The sequence below is a fragment of the Weissella paramesenteroides genome (assembly GCF_051903945.1).
Taxonomy (GTDB): Bacteria; Bacillota; Bacilli; order Lactobacillales; family Lactobacillaceae; genus Weissella; species Weissella paramesenteroides_A.
The window spans coordinates 19,735-40,592 of sequence record NZ_CP192268.1 but is presented as its reverse complement, the minus strand read 5'-3'; the positions used below and the strand labels follow the sequence as shown (position 1 = coordinate 40,592).

The window sequence follows — 20,858 nt, the reverse complement described above, 5'->3', positions numbered from 1 at the left end:
CTTTCAAAATTAGTTCTAATTATGATTATACCAAACAGCGCTACTTACTGTACACACCTGTTTTTACTAAAGCATTGTGTAAATCAATAAATTTTTCTAATGACAATTTTTCGGCTCTAATTCGTGGATCTAAATCAATGTCAGCTAGTGCTGCTGTTAATTTCGCCTTCATCACATCATCCTTACCAAAGGCTGTAATCAAATTATTCCATAGTGTCTTGCGACGCATTGTAAAGCCTACTTTAAATAAGTTAAATAGTTGCTTTTCATTATGTGGTAGGACTTTTAATGGTTCCCGTGGTGTCAAAGAAATAATTGCGGAATCTACATTTGGATTAGGGACAAATGCTGTTCGTGAGACTGTAAATGCTAGCGTTGCATTCATGCGATATTGTACTGCCAAAGTTAGCGCACCATAATCTTTTGTCCCGACCTCGGCTGACAACCGGCTAGCCACTTCTTTTTGCATCATCACCACAATATTTGCAAATTTTACATCCGACTGTAATACCTGCATCAAAATTGGCGTTGTGATGTAATAAGGTAGATTCGCAACAAGCTTTAATGGCGCCTCAGGATCAGTAAAATGTTCTTTAATTGCTTGTTCTAAATCAACCGTTAAAATATCTTGATTGACCACTGTCACGTTATCATATGGTGCCATTGTATGTTCCAAAACCGGAATTAAACGATCATCAATTTCAAATGCGACAACTTGTTTAGCTGCCCGCGCTAATTGTTCTGTTAAAGCTCCAATTCCTGGCCCAATTTCAATAACATTGTCCGTTGGTTGTACATCCCCAGCTGCAACAATGTTTTTTAGTATATTAATATCAGTCAAAAAATTTTGACCTAAAGACTTTTTAGTATTAATACCAAAACTATTCATAATGGCTTGCGTCCGCATTGGCGTCGCAATATCTGGTACATCTGTCATTATTTTTCCTCATCTAATTCTTTCAAAACCTTTAACAAGGTTTGCTTTTTAATACCAAACATTGTTAATCGATTCATTAATTGTTTGCCATTAACGTATCCTAGCCCCATTTTCTCAGCTACATGCTCACGGCGCTTGGCAGATTCACGACCAGCAATCAATCCCAAATGGTGTAAATCCGATAACGTAATGTCAGATGTTACGGTAGCAGTTTCAGCAGTATAAACTGATTTTAGTGCTGCGCGTAAAGTCTCTGGTGTGGCATATTCAATACCTAGACTATGATGCTTAATTAAGCGTCCAGCTTCATCTTTGGTCAAAAAAGCATGTTTTGCTTCAGGAACAGATTTACTAATTAATTTTCGTAAACGTTCACCATTGAAATCGGGATCAGTAAATATAATCACGCCTCTCGTTTCAGACGCTTGTTTGATTGCTGCAACCGTCTGCTCGTTTAATGCAGACCCATTTGTCTCAATCGTATCAGCAACAACTGCCCGTCGAAGTGCTTCCGTATCTGCACGTCCTTCTACGACAATAACTTCTCTAATTTTCATCTACTTTTGATCTAAATGCCATAAGCGATGGGCATTATTTGTCGTAATTTCAGCAATTTCATCGTAACTTTTGCCTAATAGCTCAGCAATATATGCAATTGTATAATGTACATACATCGGTTCATTAGGTTTACCACGCATAGGTGTGGGTGCCAAATACGGCGCATCTGTTTCTACCAACAATCTATCCAAAGGTACTGACTTAACTGTCTCTTGGACATCCTTAGCATTCTTAAATGTTGCAATCCCCGAGAATGAAATATACATGCCTAAGTCAAGAAACTGTTTCGCTTCCTCTGGTGTTCCCGTAAATGAGTGCATAACACCACCAAATTCTTCAACATGGGCCTCTGTTAATAGGTTGTACGTATCATTCATCGCATTACGTGTATGAACTGTCACTGGTAGTTTGAATTCACGCGCCAATGCTAATTGTTGACGGAAAGCTTCTTTTTGACTAGTTGCTGATGGATTTTCATCCCAATAATAATCTAAACCCGTTTCACCAACACCGATAACATGATCATCTTGTAATTGTTCGCGATAAACAGCTAATGTGTCATCCTTAATTTCTGAAATGTCTTCAGGCTGCCATCCAATAATCGCATGCATGCCCTTAAATTCACGAGCTAATTGAAGCGCACGTTCATTTGATTGCATATCATAGCCCACAATATTCATTTCGACAATTCGAAATTCACGTGCACGTGCCCAGTAAGCAGCAACATCGTGCCAGAATGTATCATCATTCAAATGTGTATGTGTATCATAGCCATCTGCTGGCTGATTACCAGAATTATAAATTGCCATTTCGACTCCTCTGTATCATTACTTATTTTTTCTTTATTTTTTAATGCTAGACCTCTATCATTCTAGCAAATGTCTTTTAAAAATACCAAAAAACTCACTCATACCAGTGTATTAAGCATAACACGACAGCCAATGCCACAACATAGTAATTTCGTTTTTTAGCCATTTATTCTTCGATGCTATTTGCCAATGTAATTGCTTCCGCATTAACCACTTCATCATACAGTGTTTTTAGCAAATTTGGATTACTCTCGCCACTCACACGTTGTTCTTGGATATAATTTAATTCAACTTGAAAGGCTTCCAATAAAATACGTTGTTGGTCTGCTGAATTTGATTTTTGATTTTGTAGCATTGCTTGTTGTTGTGTATAAGCGTTTCGTAAAGCAATTAATTGTCGTGGATTATCTGTCTCCTTTGGTAGTTGTTGTATATAATCCGTCATTGCAACATTCATGATGTTAATCACTTCTTCTACAGCTTGACTATGACTATATGCTCGCAACCTTTGATTATTGATTGATTTATGGATAAACAATCGCTTAATAATCCCCTGCCAAATTTTGAATCGGTGCTTACCAATTTTTCCATAACCATTTTGTAACGATTGCATACGGTTATATAATGTGAGCGCCTGATCTGAAACTTCATTATTATCAGTAGCTTTCGCCATTGCATTATCAGCAACCTCAAATAACGTACGGTACGCTTGCTTACGTTCGGATTTGTTTATTTGTAAATCACCGTAGCCAAGCTGATCTTGCAATTGTTTCATAACCTCATGCTTTGTGTTTTGAGAGGCCTCAACATCACCAACATAGGTAATGGCCGCATTTACCATGCTTGTATGCACTTGGAAATATGCCGATTCTTCAAAAGAAGGTGCTGACCGCTTTAATAATTTAGGTAACAAAATTACTGGCACTAGCAAACTCAAAATGATGACAGTCGATGCAACCAATAACAAGTCATTTCTTTCCGTGAAAGCAACACCATGACTTAATGTAAATGGTAATGAGAACGCCATTGACATCGTAACCGCTCCATGAACACCACCAATAGCAAATACAAAACTATTCATTTTAGTATTTGGATCATTGCTACGCCGATCACTGTAACGTCGTGCAAGATATCTAAACGCCGTCATAACAATATATAATGCTAACCCCACACCAATCAGCGTTAACCATGTTCTAACTGGTTGAAGAATGTACTCTTTTGCAACCTTAACCAGTGATGTACCTAGCAATACAAATACTAATCCATTTAGGAGTTGTGCAATAATATCCGTTAGTTGCAACGTTAAATGATTTAATTTTGGCGCCATAAATTGTGTTTGTTGTTGCTCAATATTTGACATCACACCCATCACAACAACAGCAATAATTCCTGAGACGCCCAAAACATGTTCTGCGATTCCAAAAACTATGATTGGTGCAATAAAATATATTAAAACATGTGCAACTGTATCGTCAAACTCCCCTTTTAATAGGTGTTGACGGATATATATATATATAAATCCAGCAACGCCACCCGCAATAACACCACCTAATGCAACAATCAAGAATTGACCAAATCCATGCACGAAAGAAAACTTTCCTGTATTCATCCACAAAATCGCTAACTCTAAAATAACCAATCCAGTTGCATCATTAAACAAAGATTCCAAACTCAGCGATCTTTTAATATTCTTTGGCATGTCCAATCCGTTTGTAACTGATTCAAGGGCAGTTGCATCAGTTGGTGTAACAATTGCTGCCAACGCTAACGCAAATGGCAAAGCCCAACCAATTGCAAAATGACCAAAAGTCATTAAAACAACAACTGTTAAGACCGCCAAGACACCTGCTAATTCAATAATTGAACGAAAATGTCTTGAAATTAACTTTGCTTGTGTTCGCTGCCCTTCATAAAACAATAATGGTGCAATGACTAACATCATAAACCATTCGGGATCTAACATAATCACAAACTTATTGATCATCGGTAAACTAGCCAATAAAATACCGCCAATAATTTGCCAGAGAGCTTGGGGCATTTTTGGAAATGCTTGTGTTAAAAAATTAGCAATAATAATCGTTAAACATACATAGGCTAATGCATAAAATGTCGCCATAACAATCTCCTCCTCGGATTTGGTAGACCGTTTTAATAAAAAAGGATTGAGAAAAATCCCAATCCTTTTAATCATTCAATAGATATAAATAATTATCCTAATTCTGAACCAGCCGCAATCTCATCCGGTAAAATTGATAAGGTTACCTTACCATCTTTTTCTGCGGAAAGTAACATTCCTTCAGATAGCTCACCCATCATCTTACGTGGTTTTAGGTTAGCAACATAAGCAACTTTCTTACCAACTAATTTTCCATATTCTGGATAGAATTTTTTAATTCCGGATAGGATTGTTCGCCCATCAGCTGAACCATCATCCAACTTAAAGCGTAAGAGCTTGTTAGATTTTTCAACTTCTGATACTTCTTTGATTTCAGCAACACGTAACTCAACCTTATCAAAGTCATCAAACACAATCTCGTCCTTGGTTGTTATCTTCTTTGGTGCCTTTGGATTAGTACTTGAGCGTGTCTGCTTGCCACCGTTACCTGTCATGTTGTTACGAATGTATTCAACTTCAGCCTCAACATCAACACGTGGGAAAATAGGTTGACCTTTTTCAACAACCTTGCCACCCGTAGGTAAATCTTCAAATTGTAATTCAGAAATTTGTACATTAGAATCTTGCAAACCTAATTGTTGGAAAATCTTTTGTGGTGCCTGTGTCAAAATTGGTTGTAATAGGATAGCAACAACACGAAGCGCAGCGGCTAAGTGTGCCATAACTGATGCCAAAACATCTGCTTGGCTGTCATCTTTAGCTAAGGTCCATGGTGTTGTTTCATCAATGTACTTATTAGCACGTGAAATAAGTTGCCAGATTGCTGCCAAAGCATCCGCAGTATGCATTGATTGCATATTAGCATTATACGTTGCAATTGTGTCTTGAGCTGTCTGTACTAATTCGCGATCAAAATCAGTCAATCCTGTATTTAGTTTAGGAATTACACCGTCTTCATATTTATTAATCATCGCAACCGTACGATTTAGCAAATTACCCAAATCATTTGCCAAGTCATAGTTTAACTTTGACACAAAATCTTCTGGTGTAAAGATACCATCATTTCCAAACGGCATTGCACGAAGCAAATAGTAACGAACAGCATCAATACCATAGCGATCAGCCAATGTGTCTGGATAAACAACATTTCCCTTAGACTTTGACATCTTACCATCACGCATCGTCAACCAACCATGACCAACAATTGTTTCTGGTAATTCTAGACCCAATGCATGTAGCATAATTGGCCAGTAAATGGTGTGGAAACGAACAATTTCTTTACCAACTAGATGCACATTAGCTGGCCAATATTTATCAAACATGGTGGTGTCATCAGACATATAACCTAACTTGGTAATGTAATTAGATAATGCATCAATCCACACATAAACTACATGATCTGGATCTGATGCTACAGGAACACCCCACTTAAATGCTGTACGTGTCACAGCTAAGTCTTCCAAACCGGGTTCAATAAAGTTCTTGATCATTTCATTCATACGAGCAGAAGGCTGAATGAAGTTAGGGTGTGTCTTATAGTAATCAAGTAGCCAATCAGCATACTTGCTCATATTGAAGAAATATGACTCTTCCTTTACTAATTCAACTTCATGACCAGAAGGTGCTTTCCCACCAATCACATTACCATCATCATCACGATATACTTCAGCTAATTGTGACTCTGTAAAATACTCTTCATCATCAACTGAATACCAACCTTCATATTGGCCTTTGTAGATGTCACCTTGATCTAAAAACTTCTGGAAAATCTTTTGAACTGCTTTTTCATGATAATCATCAGTTGTTCGGATAAATCCATCGTTACTGATTTCCAAATCAGACCATAATTTTTTAATATCTGTGGCCATCTGATCTACATATTCTTTTGGTGAAATATTTAGCTTTTCTGCTTTTTGCTCAATCTTTAGCCCGTGTTCATCAGTTCCTGTTAGGAAATATACATCTTCATTTAACAAGCGGTGGTAACGTGCTGCTGCATCAGCAAGCACTGTCGTGTATGTATTACCAATATGCAATTTACCAGATGGATAGTAGATTGGTGTCGTAATGTAAAAAGTTTTTTTCTCTTCTGCCATGTTCCGTTTTACCTCCCACCTTACAAATGAGTAAGGTGTTAATTTAGTATCTATATTGTTTGTCTGACAATAATTATAGCAAAGTTTAGAACTTCTCGCTGAAAAATCAAATTCTAAATTAATTTGTCCATTAATACTTAGTTTAATATTTGACAATCTAACTAACTTGTTTTATTATTTAGTTAGTTAATATATTAGCGAACTAAATAATAAAACAAACCCAATGGAGGATATTATGAAAAAAGAAACTATTATCAAAAATATTTTGACTATTGCTCATCAACCATATGTTGTCTTTTCTACAAAAATAGATACACGGAATGACAAGTCAATTGAAACATTAAAAATTTTATCAACTACTGAGAACGTAACTGCAAGTTACCTATCAGAAAAATTTGATATCAAACCCTCAAGTGTCTCACAGATCGTTAAGAAATTGGAGGACAGTGGTATGGTTACGCGTGAAAAATCTGGCACGGATTCTCGAATCAATTATTTAAAACTAACTGATAAAGGACGTGAAAGCTTAATCGAAAGTAATGCAACGGGACAGTCATTGCAAGATGCCTTGTTTAAAGACTTCACTGACGAGGAACTGACGAATTTTGATAGTTATCTTACAAGATTAATAGATAATATTTCAAATGACGACTTTAAAAAGCAATTACATGATGTATTTAGTGATGATGAACGTTGGAATCACTTCGATAGAATGAGTGCCCGTTTTGAACGTGAGCGTTCACGTATGTTAGATGCAGAACATGCCCACCATCATGGACATCCACATCCACATCATTTTCATGGTGGATTTGGTGACGGCCAACGACCACATTTTTAAGTTAGTATAGAGAGCGCGTTCCAAAAATTGTTTTGAAGCCTCAATATAGCATAAATTACGTTATATTGAGGCTTCAGACTTTTGGAACGCGTTTATGCTATAAAAATTACAGGCTTATAATTTATACAAAAAAGCAGCTCACATTTTACTGTGAGCTGCTTTCATTTGCATCGCGATGTCCTATCCTCGCAGGAGGCGATCCTCCAACTACTTTTGGCGCTACTGAGCTTAACTACTGTGTTCGGTATGGGAACAGGTGTGACCTCAGTGCCATCATCACGACACGTTTTTATTGAGTGAACTTAGTTCCCTCAAAACTGAATCATAATTGCGTTTTTCTTGCCTTACACCACTTGCTACTTGGTTAAGTCCTCGAACCATTAGTACTAGTCCGCTCCATGCGTCACCGCACGTCCACTTCTAGCCTATCTACCTCATCATCTCTGAGGGGTCTTACTTCATTTCTGAATGGGAAATCTCATCTCGAGGCGAGTTTCACACTTAGATGCTTTCAGCGTTTATCTCATCCGTACATAGCTACTCAGCGATGCTCCTGGCGGAACAACTGATACACCAGTGGTACGTCCACCCCGGTCCTCTCGTACTAAGGGCAGCTCCTCTCAAATTTCCTACGCCCGCGACGGATAGGGACCGAACTGTCTCACGACGTTCTGAACCCAGCTCGCGTACCGCTTTAATGGGCGAACAGCCCAACCCTTGGGACCGACTACAGCCCCAGGATGCGATGAGCCGACATCGAGGTGCCAAACCTCCCCGTCGATGTGGACTCTTGGGGGAGATAAGCCTGTTATCCCCAGGGTAGCTTTTGTCCGTTGAGCGATGGCCCTTCCATGCGGAACCACCGGATCACTAAGCCCTACTTTCGTACCTGCTCGACTGGTAAGTCTCACAGTCAAGCTCCCTTGTGCCTTTACACTCTGCGAATGATTTCCAACCATTCTGAGGGAACCTTTGGGCGCCTCCGTTACCTTTTAGGAGGCGACCGCCCCAGTCAAACTGCCTGCCAGACACTGTCTTCCACCACGCTTAGTGGTGTGAGTTAGAGTGTTCATACAACGAGGGTAGTATCCCACGTTTGCCTCCATCGAAACTAGCGTCCCGATTTCTACGGCTCCTACCTATGCTGTACAAGCTGCACAAACACTCAATATCAAGCTACAGTAAAGCTCCATGGGGTCTTTCCGTCCTGTCGCGGGTAACCCGCATCTTCACGGGTCTTTAAATTTCACCGAGTCTCTCGTTGAGACAGCGCCCAGATCGTTACGCCTTTCGTGCGGGTCGGAACTTACCCGACAAGGAATTTCGCTACCTTAGGACCGTTATAGTTACGGCCGCCGTTTACTGGGGCTTCAATTCGTACCTTCGCCGAAGCTAAGCACTCCTTTTAACCTTCCAGCACCGGGCAGGCGTCAGCCCCTATACGTCATCTTACGATTTTGCAGAAACCTGTGTTTTTGATAAACAGTCGCCTGGGCCTATTCACTGCGGCTCAGCTTGCGCTGAGCACCCCTTCTCCCGAAGTTACGGGGTCATTTTGCCGAGTTCCTTAACGAGAGTTCACTCGCTCACCTTAGGATGCTCTCCTCGACTACCTGTGTCGGTTTGCGGTACGGGCAGGTAAACACTAACTAGAAGCTTTTCTCGGCAGCGTGACATCACAGACTTCCCTACTTTATTTCGGTCCCCATCACAACTTGTCCGTATAAGTGCAAGCATTTGACTCACACTAAGACTTGTTGCTTGGCCCAGCATTTCCAGCCGCTGGGTTCTGTTAGCCTTCTGCGTCCCTCCATCGTTCAAACATGTTCACCTGGTACAGGAATCTCAACCTGTTAGCCATCGACTACGCCTTTCGGCCTCGCCTTAGGTCCCGACTAACCCTGGGAGGACGAGCCTTCCCCAGGAAACCTTAGTCATACGGTGGACAGGATTCTCACCTGTCTTTCGCTACTCATACCGGCATTCTCACTTCTAAGCGCTCCACCAGTCCTCACGGTCTGACTTCATTGCCCTTAGAACGCTCTCCTATCGCGCCACTAATGTGGCACCCGTAGTTTCGGTGGTGTGTTTAGCCCCGGTACATTTTCGGCGCAGAATCACTCGACTAGTGAGCTATTACGCACTCTTTAAATGGTGGCTGCTTCTGAGCCAACATCCTAGTTGTCTATGCAACTTCACATCCTTTTCCACTTAACACACACTTAGGGACCTTAACTGACGATCTGGGCTGTTCCCCTTTCGACAATGGATCTTATCACTCACTGTCTGACTCCCGGACATACGTGATTGGCATTCGGAGTTTATCTTAATTTAGTAACCCGAGATGGGCCCCGCACCAAAACAGTGCTCTACCTCCAACACGCTATCTTCCGAGGCTAGCCCTAAAGCTATTTCGGAGAGAACCAGCTATCTCCAAGTTCGATTGGAATTTCACCGCTACCCACACCTCATCCCAACATTTTTCAACATGTACGGGTTCGGGCCTCCAGTGCGTTTTACCGCACCTTCACCCTGGACATGGGTAGGTCACCTGGTTTCGGGTCTACAACAACATACTAAAACGCCCATTTCAGACTCGCTTTCGCTACGGCTCCGGTCTTTCCACCTTAACCTTGCATGGTATCGTAACTCGCCGGTTCATTCTACAAAAGGCACGCTATCACCCATTAACGGGCTCTAACTTGTTGTAGGCACATGGTTTCAGGAACTTTTTCACTCCCCTTCCGGGGTGCTTTTCACCTTTCCCTCACGGTACTGGTTCACTATCGGTCACTAGGGAGTATTTAGCCTTACGAGATGGTCCTCGCAGTTTCCGACCGGATTTCACGTGTCCGGCCGTACTCAGGATCCTACACGGGAGTTTGCTTACTTTCGCATACGGGGCTATCACCCTGTTTCGCTCAGCTTCCCAGCTGATTCTGCTAATAAACAAATTTGTAACTCCACAACGGTAGTCCTACAACCCCAGAGTGCAAGCACTCTGGTTTGGGCTCCTCCGCGTTCGCTCGCCGCTACTGACGGAATCGATTTTTCTTTCTTCTCCTGTTGCTAATGAGATGTTTCAGTTCACAACGTCTACCTTCGTTTAACTATGTATTCATTAAACGATAACTTGCATCACAAGTTGGGTTCCCCCATTCGGAAATCCCCGGATCACAGCTTACTTACAGCTCCCCGAGGCATATCGGTGTTAGTCCCGTCCTTCATCGGCTCCTAGTGCCAAGGCATTCACCATGCGCCCTTAATAACTTAACCGATCAACTTTCGTTGATGATTTCGTTTGAGTATTGTGACTCAATGGTCACAAGCGATTTTAAACTTATTTAAAAAACTCAAAAAATTACGCGGTGTATTTTTTCGGCTCAATTTAATTGATTTGATCAATTATAATGAATTTAAAAATTTACAATTATGATTCAGTTTTCAAAGAACTAATTAACAACCAGATGGTTGTTATGGAGAATATCGGGTTCGAACCGATGACCCCCTGCTTGCAAAGCAGGTGCTCTCCCAGCTGAGCTAATTCCCCATATCATGGGACTGAGAGGACTCGAACCTCCGACCTCACCCTTATCAGGGGTGCGCTCTAACCAGCTGAGCTACAGTCCCAGAGATTCGACTCTCTGTCTTCATTGAGTGTAAATCACTCAAAACTAAATATCGTTTCGTTGAATGTGTAGGCTTCCGATTTTCCTTAGAAAGGAGGTGATCCAGCCGCAGGTTCTCCTACGGCTACCTTGTTACGACTTCACCCTAATCATCTGTCCCACCTTAGACGGCTGGCTCCTAAAAGGTTACCCCACCGGCTTTGGGTGTTACAAACTCTCATGGTGTGACGGGCGGTGTGTACAAGACCCGGGAACGTATTCACCGCGGCGTGCTGATCCGCGATTACTAGCGATTCCGACTTCATGTAGGCGAGTTGCAGCCTACAATCCGAACTGAGACATACTTTAAGAGATTAGCGCACCCTCGCGGGTTGGCGACTCGTTGTATATGCCATTGTAGCACGTGTGTAGCCCAGGTCATAAGGGGCATGATGATTTGACGTCATCCCCACCTTCCTCCGGTTTGTCACCGGCAGTCTCACTAGAGTGCCCAACTGAATGCTGGCAACTAATAATAAGGGTTGCGCTCGTTGCGGGACTTAACCCAACATCTCACGACACGAGCTGACGACAACCATGCACCACCTGTCACCTTGTCCCCGAAGGGAACGTCCTATTTCTAGGATTAGCAAGGGATGTCAAGACCTGGTAAGGTTCTTCGCGTTGCTTCGAATTAAACCACATGCTCCACCGCTTGTGCGGGTCCCCGTCAATTCCTTTGAGTTTCAACCTTGCGGTCGTACTCCCCAGGCGGAGTGCTTAATGCGTTAGCTGCGACACTCAAGGGCGGAAACCCTCGAACATCTAGCACTCATCGTTTACGGTGTGGACTACCAGGGTATCTAATCCTGTTTGCTACCCACACTTTCGAGCCTCAACGTCAGTTACAGTCCAGAAAGCCGCCTTCGCCACTGGTGTTCTTCCATATATCTACGCATTTCACCGCTACACATGGAGTTCCACTTTCCTCTACTGCACTCAAGTCATCCAGTTTCCAAAGCCATTCCTCAGTTGAGCTGAGGGCTTTCACTTCAGACTTAAATAACCGTCTGCGCTCGCTTTACGCCCAATAAATCCGGATAACGCTTGGAACATACGTATTACCGCGGCTGCTGGCACGTATTTAGCCGTTCCTTTCTGGTAAGATACCGTCACACACTGAACAGTTACTCTCAGTGCCGTTCTTCTCTTATAACAGTGTTTTACGAGCCGAAACCCTTCATCACACACGCGGCGTTGCTCCATCAGGCTTGCGCCCATTGTGGAAGATTCCCTACTGCTGCCTCCCGTAGGAGTATGGGCCGTGTCTCAGTCCCATTGTGGCCGATCAGTCTCTCAACTCGGCTATGCATCATTGCCTTGGTAAGCCGTTACCTTACCAACTAGCTAATGCACCGCGGGTCCATCTCTTAGTGATAGCAGAACCATCTTTCAACCAACAACCATGCGGTTGTTGGTATTATACGGTATTAGCACTTGTTTCCAAATGTTATCCCCTGCTAAGAGGTAGGTTACCCACGTGTTACTCACCCGTTCGCCACTCTTTGTCAGATAAAATCAAATCAGAGCAAGCTCTTCATATCAGTTAAAGACAAAGCGTTCGACTTGCATGTATTAGGCACGCCGCCAGCGTTCATCCTGAGCCAGGATCAAACTCTCATTTTAAAAGCTTGAGTATAACTCATTTGTTATTTGTTGTTTAACAGAAGTTAAACGAATTTACTAGCGAATTGACTTCGCAAATGTTTTTGTATCAAGTAAAATACTTGATGACCCTACACATTTGTTTCATCGAAACGATATTCAGTTTTCAATGATCTACATCTTTGTCGTCTCGCTGACAACTTAATTAATATTACAGTACAATCAAATGATTGTCAACTATTAATTAATATAATTATTAATTAATAGTTTTAGTAACCAAGTTGTCTCACACGACCACTTAAATATCATACCAGCAATCATAATGTTCGTCAATAGATTATCGTTTTTATTTTTTTACGAACATTATATAAAATTATGACTTATTGAACAGAAAGAGTCTGGAACATCAGTTGTGATTTTATATAACGAAAAAGCCATCAATCTACCTATATAAATTTGGCAGATCAATGACCTTAAACGTGCTCTATAGAGATTGAATTCTTACTGTAATAACAATTAGTATAATTGCTAACAAGCACACCCTATACTTGCAATTCTGAGAAAAACTTGCGTGCATCCCCAACGATTTGCTCAACATGAGCTGGTGCAGGAATTTTCTCCAAATTAACTGCTAGTATCGGTACATTCGGACGAGCATACTGTAGCAAGCCGGCAAATGGGTAAACAACAAAGCTAGTCCCAACGATTACAACCAAATCTGCTTGCGACATCCATTGGGCTGCCTCATCCACTCTAAATGGAATCTCGCCATACAATGTAATTGCTGGTCGTAATAACGCACCATCTTCACGATAAAGTGAATGTAAATAGGTATTCACATCACTAGGTTTACCATCCTTCGTTGCGTAAATGTTATAAAGTGACCCGTGGAATTCAATAACATTCTTAGCCCCAGCCTTTAAGTGCAAGCCATCAACATTTTGCGTAATAATACGTGCACGATTCTTTTGCGTCAATTCAGCCATTTTTTGGTGAATAATATTTGGTTGTGCATCTGGAAAATACATGTTTTCCTTAGCAAACGCATACATTTTCTCTGGTTCTTTTGCTAATGCCTCTGTACTCAATAAATACTCGGGACGTAATGTCATACCATCATAGATACCACCTTTTGATCGGTAATCCGGAATACCTGAAGCAGTAGATACACCTGCACCCGTCAAAAAAACAATATTTTTTGCATCATCAAATAGTTGTTGTACATCTGATGTTACCAATACCATCACTTCCTCCTATCGCATTGCAAATGGTTGTCCAAGTTTAGTCAGTACCTCTTTAACAGGTGTTTGATAGAGTTCCTTAAAAAAGTCAGCCATTTTATCTTCTGGTGCAGTAAGTACAAAACTATTTTGACCTGAGGCCTTTAATAATCCTGCATAAGCATCTTTATCTGTATGACGATCTTTCATTGTCATGTGCTTGATATCAAATACTTGCGCGAGTGGTAACCGTAATTGACGTTCCGATAGAACTGGTGTCAATGTTGCAAATTCGCTAGCATAAATTTCTGGCAAGTCCCAAGCAACCATTTGCTCATCAAACATTGAAAAAGCTGTCACAACTGCACGATGAACGCTAAATGGATCTTTAATATCATCAATCTTCATGGCAATTGCTATTTTTTCAGCTGCTGACCATGATTTTGGATAAAGTGCCGCTAGTTTTTCAACGATTGCCGTCGTATCATTTGGCACAGCATGCAAAAATACTTGGAAATCTAATAATGTCAATAATCGTAGTGCTGCTTCGCCATTATCATCCGCAGTCTCTTTTGAAATCGTCTGCTGTACACCAGTAACTACGCCTTCCACAACATCATCCGTAAGTAACCCATGCGCTGCCTGCTCACGATAAACAATGGCACGTAATGCTGGTTGATAAAGATAGGTTGCCATAACCATTAATTGGTTCGTTAATTCCACATCATCATCTTTCAATTGGAAATAAACCTGTGGGTACCCGTTCAATGTCAAAAGCATCAGCAATAATTCTGATGTTGCCAAAAAATCAGGTGCAGTCCCATCATTTACTTCAACCATTAGTCGTGTACCTAACATTGATGTTGATACTTGATCGTGAGTAATTATGCCACTAGCGTCTTCGTTACCTCGTAAGACAACTGAGCCAGGATATAGTGCATTGACCTGGTCTAACAATGTCATTGTTTCTTTCGCAAATTTCATTTTTTCTGTCCTATCTTTAGTTCTCTGCGTGTGAATCACGCATCTTCTGTAATAATTGACGCGCCATCGCTGCGTTGATCTGATTAGTTTGATTTAGCTGCGCCACTAGCTGTTCAACTTCATCACTCTTTGCGCCGACTTGTATAGCCAGTGATTTCGCTTGCAAAGCCATATGACCTGCCTGAATACCCGTTGAAACAAGTGCTCGCAAAGCTGCTAAATTCTGTGCTAATCCAGTGGCAATGATAATACCTGCTAATTGTTCTGCACTTGGATTGCCCATAATATGGTGATTTAATTTCACTGCTGGCACGATACCAATCGATCCGCCAACAACACCAATAGACATTGGCATGACAGTACGACCAACTAATTGATCATGTTCTACTTGCCATGAGATCAAACCACTGTATTGACCAGTATGTGCGGCATATGCGTGCAAAGCAGCATTAACAGCCCTTGTATCATTTCCACTTGCTAATACAACTGCTTCAATACCATTCAAAATCCCCTTATTGGATGTGACTGCCCGATGTGGGGATAATTCTTCTAAATAACTTGCTGAGGCAATTTTTTCTGCAATCACCTGTCCTGACAACCCTTGTTTCGTTGCTAATGCCGTCACCGGTATGGCTACTTCTGCTTCCACCAACGCCTCTGTGCCATAATTAGACAAAATAGCCATCAAAACCTGATAGCCTTGCTGGCGTAATTGTGTTGCTACAGCCTCTGCCATTGTGTTTACTGTATTTGCACCCATAGCTTCTTTAGTATCTACCAACACATTGACCGCCGCTGTCTTTTCATCTAACACATCGATGGTCAACCGCTTTGCGCCACCGCCACGAGCCGCCATTGATGGATGAGCATCATTTGCAATTTGCAACAATCGTAACTCCTGATGCTGGATGAATTGCTGCAGTGCCGCCATGTCCGATAGATTAACAATCATAATCTGGCCACGCATAAGATGTTCCCGTCGTTTCGTTTTCACGCCAGAACCTTGTCGCATCATACGAGCACCATTATTAGCAGCCGCAATCACACTAGGCTCTTCAGTTGTCATAGGCACAATAAATTCTTGACCGTCTACTGGTAATTGTAATAATAGACCTGTCGGCACACCAAAATTATAAATATAATTTTCAACTTGTTGGGCACCGATATCATCATACTGGTCCTGTATTAATTGCTGTTCATCAATCGTTAAATTTTGATTATCGGTCAAAATAGTTAGACGTTCTGACCATGGTCGTTTATAAAAACTATGCCAATTTGTCATACATTATCCCTCTTTATTTAATCTATTATTAGTTTAACAGTTCTTCACAAGATTTTGCGCTTTTATAAAAAAAGGCTGAGACAGATGTTGTCTCAGCCTCTAATTTTTGTGCCAAAAAGTAGTAATTAAAAGTATGTTAGTTTTACAGTATAAACACGTTCCAAAAATCTGAAACCTCTATCTATTCAATGCTCTCTGCATTACTTGGCCAAGCTTGGACTAAATACTTCACCTGGTTGTTTTTATCTATAGTTGCATACAAACGCTGGGTTTCATCTTCATCGAAAAAGCCCAAATCAACCACTGGTTTATTGTCTAACAAAACAACGCCCTTTACCGCATTATGCATCACATCATGCAAGACCTGCCAGTTCTCTTGATACTCTTTTGTTTTTTTAACAGCACCTTTTAATGTGTAGCCATCATCTAAAAATTCCTTAATCGCAGCAACGGTAACGTAAGCCGTATAATTATAGACACGTGCATCTTGTTCTCCCTCACGTTCTAATGAGGAAATAATGCCCTTACTCTCCCAATACCGTAATTGGCGAGTTGACACACCAGTCATAGTCGCTAATTCACCGATACGGAATTGAAACAATTCAGATGCTAAAGCTTTCATTCGTAAGTGATGTTCTCCTGAAAATGCCATCATCTATCTCCTTCAAATATCATCGCCTTTATTGTCAGGTTATCTAACAAATTTGTCAACTTCGTTAAAAACAGCACAATTTACTTTAAATCAAAAACTATCCAAGCATTTTCACGATAGTATTTAAAAAAATCACCAATCTACCAATTTAAATTTGGTAAATTGATGATCTTAGACGCGTTCCAAAGTCTAAAGCCTCAATGTAACAACTTCAAAACGATTTTGTCTCGTTATCTTACTATTATGGATTTGGCGTATCATCGCCACCATCAGTATCATCACCACCGTCTGGATTGACCTGTTGGATACGTGATGTATCAGACTTTGGTTTATCCTTTTCTGGTGCATCTGTTTGATATAGCGATTGTGATTTCTTGTCACCACGTTCATGCCATAATGAGGTTGAACCAGTTCCTAACTGTTTATCAAGCCTTTGTAGTTTGGCAAGTCCATTTGAGTAATTGTAGTTCGAAGCATTGACTGATTTATAACCCTTTGGTTTGTAAAAACGTAACAAATCTTTTTGGTTCAAATTGTCTGAAACACTTAATTGTTGACGAACTTCTTGTTTATACTTAGCAACTTGCGCTTTTACCTTCTTAGAAGGATTTTTAATCGCTTCACCTGTGGCATTATCATACAACACGTGGTTAGTATACGTATACTTCGATGTGACAAAGTCCTTATCACGGAAAGCAACAACTTGTTGACGCTTAGTACTTAGTAAGTCTTGCCCTAACTGTACATACTTCTTGGTATTAACACCTAGAAGATGAAGCAATGTTGGCATAACATCGATCTCACCACCGTATGTGTGATTAATACCACCACCATGCCAACCAGGAATATTAATCATAAATGGCACACGTTGTAATTGGGCATTATCAAAATCATTCCAATCACTAGGATCTTTTCCTAATACTGATGCTAACTGCTTATTTTCAGAATTTGAAATACCATAATGGTCACCATATAATACAATAATTGATTTATTATATAATCCCGATTTCTTCAGATAGTTAAAGAATTCACCAATTGACTGATCTAGATAATGATTTGTTTCAAAATATCCGTTAACAACGTCTGAATCTGTATTTGTTGTTGTAAAATTAGGATCCTTATCTTCGTCATCAAGACTGTAAGGGAAATGGTTCGTTACTGTAATGTACTTTGCATAGAACGGCTGCTGCATTTTTTCCAAATATGGAATTGAATCATAGAACAATAATTTATCCTTCAAACCATATCCGGTCGCCTTATCACCAGAAGTATCGTAATAGCTAGCATCAAAGAAATATTGATACCCCATATTCTTATACACATTACTGCGGTTCCAGAAGCTAGCATTATTACCATGGAATACTGCTGATGAATAACCACCATTTTGTTTCAAAATATTAGGCATTGCTTCAAATGTTTGATTATTCCCTTGGGTAGCAAATAGCGATCCCTGTGGTAAGCCAAACGTTGAAGTTTCTAGCATATTTTCAGCATCAGAAGTCTTACCCTGTCCAACCTGGTGGAAGAAATTATCAAAGGCTATTGTTGAATCTGAATGATAAATATTATTCAAATTTGGTGTGACCGCTTGATTATTGACTTTCAAATCAATCGAAAATTGTTGGAATGATTCCAAATGAATCACAAAAACATTCTTTCCTTTAGCCATCCCAGCATACTTTGCATTGGCATCCGCGTAATGTTTATTAACATACGATAACACATTATCAATGTCAGACTTTTTCGCTGATTTACGCATCTCTGTCACACCGTGCGTTTTAATGCCATCTAGCACGGTATAAGTATCGATTCCCAAATATTTCACTAACATCTTACTATCGAATTGGCGCGTAATTAGTTGTGGACGATCAGCCTCGCCTAGCACTAGTACCGTCATAGCACCAAAAATTGCAAAAGTTGAAAATGCAAAGCCCATGAATTTCGTTGTTGCTTGCTTATCAAAATGTATCTTCTTTAATAAGAACAATACAATAAAAATAGGTACATCAATCCAGTACAGTAGGTCATGAATGTTAGTTAACGCAAATCCAGAGGCGCCTAACCCTTGATTAACCTTGTTATATCCCAGCATCGTGGCCACAGACATAAAATCCGTGAATTCACGATAATAAATAATATTTAAATGTACCATCAGTGTATTGATAAGATACATAACAATTGCTACGGGATAAAATAACTTAGATTTCCGAAAATAAAAAGCTATTCCGATTAGTAACGCAGCAATCGGTATTGGATTGAGCAACAAGGTGATTACTTGAATAATAGATGCACCTGAATAGAGATGAAAATCCATTATATTTGCTAGTTGTGTTTTTGCCCAGACCAATACAATCAATACCATAACAAAACCAAAACGTGTATTGATCCAAGAAAAACGACCCTTATGCATCATAGTTGTCTGTTCTCTTCTTTCTAAATCTTGTTTCATTACTTCCAAAAATAATAATCTTTTCCATTATAGCGTAATTTTGATTGATACACCTTAGACTTTTTCTAAATTAAGAAATATGCGTTAAAATAATAAAAACATCATTAAACGGGGATCATATTATGTCAGAAAATCAATTAGAAATTAAACATGCGCAAGGTCTTGGTGCCATCAACGACGCTGCCCTAACTATTCGCAAACGTGTCTTCATCGAAGAACAAGGTGTACCAACAACTATTGAAATAGATAATCTTGATCACCAAACCAATCACTATGTTGGTTTTCTATCACACACGCCAGTAACAACTGCTCGAGTAGCTATTAATGAAGCGACCAAAAATTGGCATATTCAACGTGTTGCCACACTACGTGATGCTCGTGGTAAAGGTTATGCCGCAACCCTACTAAAACAAATTATTGCTGATGCCCAACAAGCACAGGTGCAGACACTTGATTTAGGTGCTCAAGTATTAGCAATTGGTTTTTATGAAAAACTTGGGTTCATTGCTGAAGGTCCTGTTTTCAAAGATGCCAACATTGATCACCGCCATATGATTCTAACTTTATAAAGTAGATAAAAGCTAAAAAGAAAGCAAGACAAAAATCAACGAAACGATTTTTGTCTTGCTCTCTTTTTTTCATATTATTTTGCATCGATCACACGACGATAATCGATAACTGGCTTGATAAACTCGTGATACGATTGCTGTGACAAGTATGTAAAACTTGGCCAGAAACGATCATCAACCATAAATTTCAAAGCATGAACTGTTGATTGCCAAAGTTCTTCTGCTTCATTTTGCTGATCATCCAAGGTTAATTTAACCACTTCTGATAATTTCTTAACGAATGTAAAGTAACTACCAAAGTCTGGTAATTGACAGTCTCTAATAAAGGTCAATGTCCCTTCAACTGTTTCCTGATCACCATTTTCCAAAGCTATTAGTAGCATCTGGAAGTTTAAGAGACCCACATTCCAAACAGCTGCTGGTAAAAAGTTATCCATCTCCACTAGTCCATAGCCTTCTAATGTTGCAATTTGTTGCACTTGATCAGACATCTTTTTTACCATGACCTTGACCGTTTCGTATGGTTCATGACGAATGATATTTGCAAATAACAGCATATCTGTCGAAGAATATGAATCACGATGACCTAATAACTTCACAATTGCAGGACGAGCGATTTCAACTAAGCGGTAACGTTGCCCAAAATCAACCACTTGCGCATTAATTGCGCGTACTACATTTAGCAATAATCGAGTATCTTGAGTTTCTTCAAATAATGCCAAGACCCGATACACCATATCTTCATTTGGTGTTTGCGTATAAGAATTTGGGTCTAATCCCAATTCTTTAATCGTTGAATCAACCAATTCGGGCTGATTCAAATAAATATGTAGTAAAAGCTCATCGTAAGATACACCAATTGTGCTCAACAAATTCACAAACGTCGTTGCGCTAACTCGACCATTACCATTTAAATAGTCATACAAACGCGATCTAGAGATATCAACAGACTTTAAAATAATCGGAATGGAAATATTACGTTTCTTAATAAAATGTATTAACGCATTCCGAACTGCCTCAGCAGGTACGCGATTTTTTCCCATGATAAATCTTTCCTCCACTACATATTGCTCTT

At 40.2% G+C, this 20,858-nt stretch carries 13 protein-coding genes, 2 tRNA genes and 3 rRNA genes; 2 read left to right on the top strand and 16 right to left on the bottom strand.

Going from position 1 to position 20,858, the window contains the following annotated elements; genetic code table 11:
* Window positions 1-40: 40 nt before the first annotated feature.
* The 5 genes from rsmA to metG all read right to left on the bottom strand — a co-directional run bounded on the left by rsmA (window position 41) and on the right by metG (window position 6,516).
* On the bottom strand, window positions 41-937 hold the full coding sequence (gene rsmA, locus ACQ4QH_RS00165; protein WP_439818821.1) for a 16S rRNA (adenine(1518)-N(6)/adenine(1519)-N(6))-dimethyltransferase RsmA: 897 nt from the start codon (window positions 935-937) through the stop codon (window positions 41-43).
* A complete protein-coding gene (gene rnmV, locus ACQ4QH_RS00160) occupies window positions 937-1,494 on the bottom strand; it encodes a ribonuclease M5 (RefSeq protein WP_439818820.1) in 558 nt (185 codons plus the stop codon). The genes rsmA and rnmV overlap by 1 nt, the downstream gene beginning before the upstream one ends.
* Window positions 1,495-2,304, bottom strand: coding sequence for a TatD family hydrolase (locus tag ACQ4QH_RS00155; RefSeq protein WP_439818819.1), 810 nt, complete (start codon window positions 2,302-2,304; stop codon window positions 1,495-1,497).
* A 166-nt stretch (window positions 2,305-2,470) separates the two neighbouring features.
* Window positions 2,471-4,420, bottom strand: a complete 1,950-nt coding sequence (locus tag ACQ4QH_RS00150; protein WP_439818818.1) for a cation:proton antiporter — start codon at window positions 4,418-4,420, stop codon at window positions 2,471-2,473.
* A gap of 92 nt (window positions 4,421-4,512) precedes the next feature.
* Window positions 4,513-6,516 (bottom strand): methionine--tRNA ligase, encoded by a 2,004-nt coding sequence (gene metG, locus ACQ4QH_RS00145; protein ID WP_439818817.1) that lies wholly within the window; start codon window positions 6,514-6,516, stop codon window positions 4,513-4,515.
* Between the two features lie 235 nt (window positions 6,517-6,751).
* Between metG and ACQ4QH_RS00140 the strand changes: the two genes are divergently transcribed.
* Complete coding sequence (locus ACQ4QH_RS00140) at window positions 6,752-7,354, top strand: MarR family winged helix-turn-helix transcriptional regulator (RefSeq protein ID WP_439818816.1); 603 nt, start codon at window positions 6,752-6,754, stop codon at window positions 7,352-7,354.
* A 167-nt stretch (window positions 7,355-7,521) separates the two neighbouring features.
* Here the strand turns inward: ACQ4QH_RS00140 and rrf are convergent.
* The 10 genes from rrf to ACQ4QH_RS00090 form a co-directional block, all read right to left on the bottom strand.
* Window positions 7,522-7,638: ribosomal RNA gene (gene rrf / locus ACQ4QH_RS00135) — 5S ribosomal RNA — on the bottom strand.
* A gap of 76 nt (window positions 7,639-7,714) precedes the next feature.
* Window positions 7,715-10,630: ribosomal RNA gene (locus ACQ4QH_RS00130) — 23S ribosomal RNA — on the bottom strand.
* A gap of 201 nt (window positions 10,631-10,831) precedes the next feature.
* A tRNA-Ala gene (locus tag ACQ4QH_RS00125) sits at window positions 10,832-10,904 on the bottom strand.
* Between the two features lie 6 nt (window positions 10,905-10,910).
* Window positions 10,911-10,984 (bottom strand) — tRNA-Ile (locus ACQ4QH_RS00120).
* An 89-nt stretch (window positions 10,985-11,073) separates the two neighbouring features.
* Window positions 11,074-12,648, bottom strand: a 16S ribosomal RNA gene (locus ACQ4QH_RS00115).
* Together the 16S, 23S and 5S rRNA genes with 2 tRNA genes alongside form the textbook arrangement of a ribosomal RNA operon.
* A gap of 521 nt (window positions 12,649-13,169) precedes the next feature.
* A complete protein-coding gene (locus tag ACQ4QH_RS00110) occupies window positions 13,170-13,871 on the bottom strand; it encodes an NAD-dependent protein deacylase (protein WP_439818815.1) in 702 nt (233 codons plus the stop codon).
* Window positions 13,872-13,880: 9 nt separating this feature from the next.
* Window positions 13,881-14,831: an IpaB/EvcA family protein gene (locus ACQ4QH_RS00105; RefSeq protein ID WP_439818814.1), complete on the bottom strand. Its 951-nt coding sequence runs from the start codon at window positions 14,829-14,831 to the stop codon at window positions 13,881-13,883.
* Window positions 14,832-14,847: 16 nt separating this feature from the next.
* Complete coding sequence (locus tag ACQ4QH_RS00100) at window positions 14,848-16,113, bottom strand: hydroxymethylglutaryl-CoA reductase, degradative (protein WP_439818813.1); 1,266 nt, start codon at window positions 16,111-16,113, stop codon at window positions 14,848-14,850.
* A 181-nt stretch (window positions 16,114-16,294) separates the two neighbouring features.
* A complete protein-coding gene (locus ACQ4QH_RS00095; protein ID WP_439818812.1) occupies window positions 16,295-16,768 on the bottom strand; it encodes a MerR family transcriptional regulator in 474 nt (157 codons plus the stop codon).
* A 238-nt stretch (window positions 16,769-17,006) separates the two neighbouring features.
* Window positions 17,007-19,178: an LTA synthase family protein gene (locus ACQ4QH_RS00090; RefSeq protein WP_439819488.1), complete on the bottom strand. Its 2,172-nt coding sequence runs from the start codon at window positions 19,176-19,178 to the stop codon at window positions 17,007-17,009.
* A 158-nt stretch (window positions 19,179-19,336) separates the two neighbouring features.
* On the opposite strand from ACQ4QH_RS00090, the gene ACQ4QH_RS00085 reads away from it, so the two are divergent.
* On the top strand, window positions 19,337-19,783 hold the full coding sequence (locus ACQ4QH_RS00085; RefSeq protein WP_439818811.1) for a GNAT family N-acetyltransferase: 447 nt from the start codon (window positions 19,337-19,339) through the stop codon (window positions 19,781-19,783).
* Between the two features lie 74 nt (window positions 19,784-19,857).
* Here ACQ4QH_RS00085 and ACQ4QH_RS00080 read toward each other — a convergent pair whose 3' ends face one another.
* Window positions 19,858-20,826 (bottom strand): helix-turn-helix domain-containing protein, encoded by a 969-nt coding sequence (locus tag ACQ4QH_RS00080; protein WP_439818810.1) that lies wholly within the window; start codon window positions 20,824-20,826, stop codon window positions 19,858-19,860.
* Window positions 20,827-20,858: the final 32 nt, after the last annotated feature.

What these genes read in the sequence shown, in the direction of transcription:
- rsmA (WP_439818821.1), bottom strand. Translation starts at nt 937, where the DNA reads ATGACAGATGTACCAGATATTGCGACGCCAATGCGGACGCAAGCCATT.
- rnmV (WP_439818820.1), bottom strand. Translation starts at nt 1,494, where the DNA reads ATGAAAATTAGAGAAGTTATTGTCGTAGAAGGACGTGCAGATACGGAA.
- ACQ4QH_RS00155 (WP_439818819.1), bottom strand. Translation starts at nt 2,304, where the DNA reads ATGGCAATTTATAATTCTGGTAATCAGCCAGCAGATGGCTATGATACA.
- ACQ4QH_RS00150 (WP_439818818.1), bottom strand. Translation starts at nt 4,420, where the DNA reads ATGGCGACATTTTATGCATTAGCCTATGTATGTTTAACGATTATTATT.
- metG (WP_439818817.1), bottom strand. Translation starts at nt 6,516, where the DNA reads ATGGCAGAAGAGAAAAAAACTTTTTACATTACGACACCAATCTACTAT.
- ACQ4QH_RS00140 (WP_439818816.1), top strand. Translation starts at nt 6,752, where the DNA reads ATGAAAAAAGAAACTATTATCAAAAATATTTTGACTATTGCTCATCAA.
- ACQ4QH_RS00110 (WP_439818815.1), bottom strand. Translation starts at nt 13,871, where the DNA reads ATGGTATTGGTAACATCAGATGTACAACAACTATTTGATGATGCAAAA.
- ACQ4QH_RS00105 (WP_439818814.1), bottom strand. Translation starts at nt 14,831, where the DNA reads ATGAAATTTGCGAAAGAAACAATGACATTGTTAGACCAGGTCAATGCA.
- ACQ4QH_RS00100 (WP_439818813.1), bottom strand. Translation starts at nt 16,113, where the DNA reads ATGACAAATTGGCATAGTTTTTATAAACGACCATGGTCAGAACGTCTA.
- ACQ4QH_RS00095 (WP_439818812.1), bottom strand. Translation starts at nt 16,768, where the DNA reads ATGATGGCATTTTCAGGAGAACATCACTTACGAATGAAAGCTTTAGCA.
- ACQ4QH_RS00090 (WP_439819488.1), bottom strand. Translation starts at nt 19,178, where the DNA reads ATGATGCATAAGGGTCGTTTTTCTTGGATCAATACACGTTTTGGTTTT.
- ACQ4QH_RS00085 (WP_439818811.1), top strand. Translation starts at nt 19,337, where the DNA reads ATGTCAGAAAATCAATTAGAAATTAAACATGCGCAAGGTCTTGGTGCC.
- ACQ4QH_RS00080 (WP_439818810.1), bottom strand. Translation starts at nt 20,826, where the DNA reads ATGGGAAAAAATCGCGTACCTGCTGAGGCAGTTCGGAATGCGTTAATA.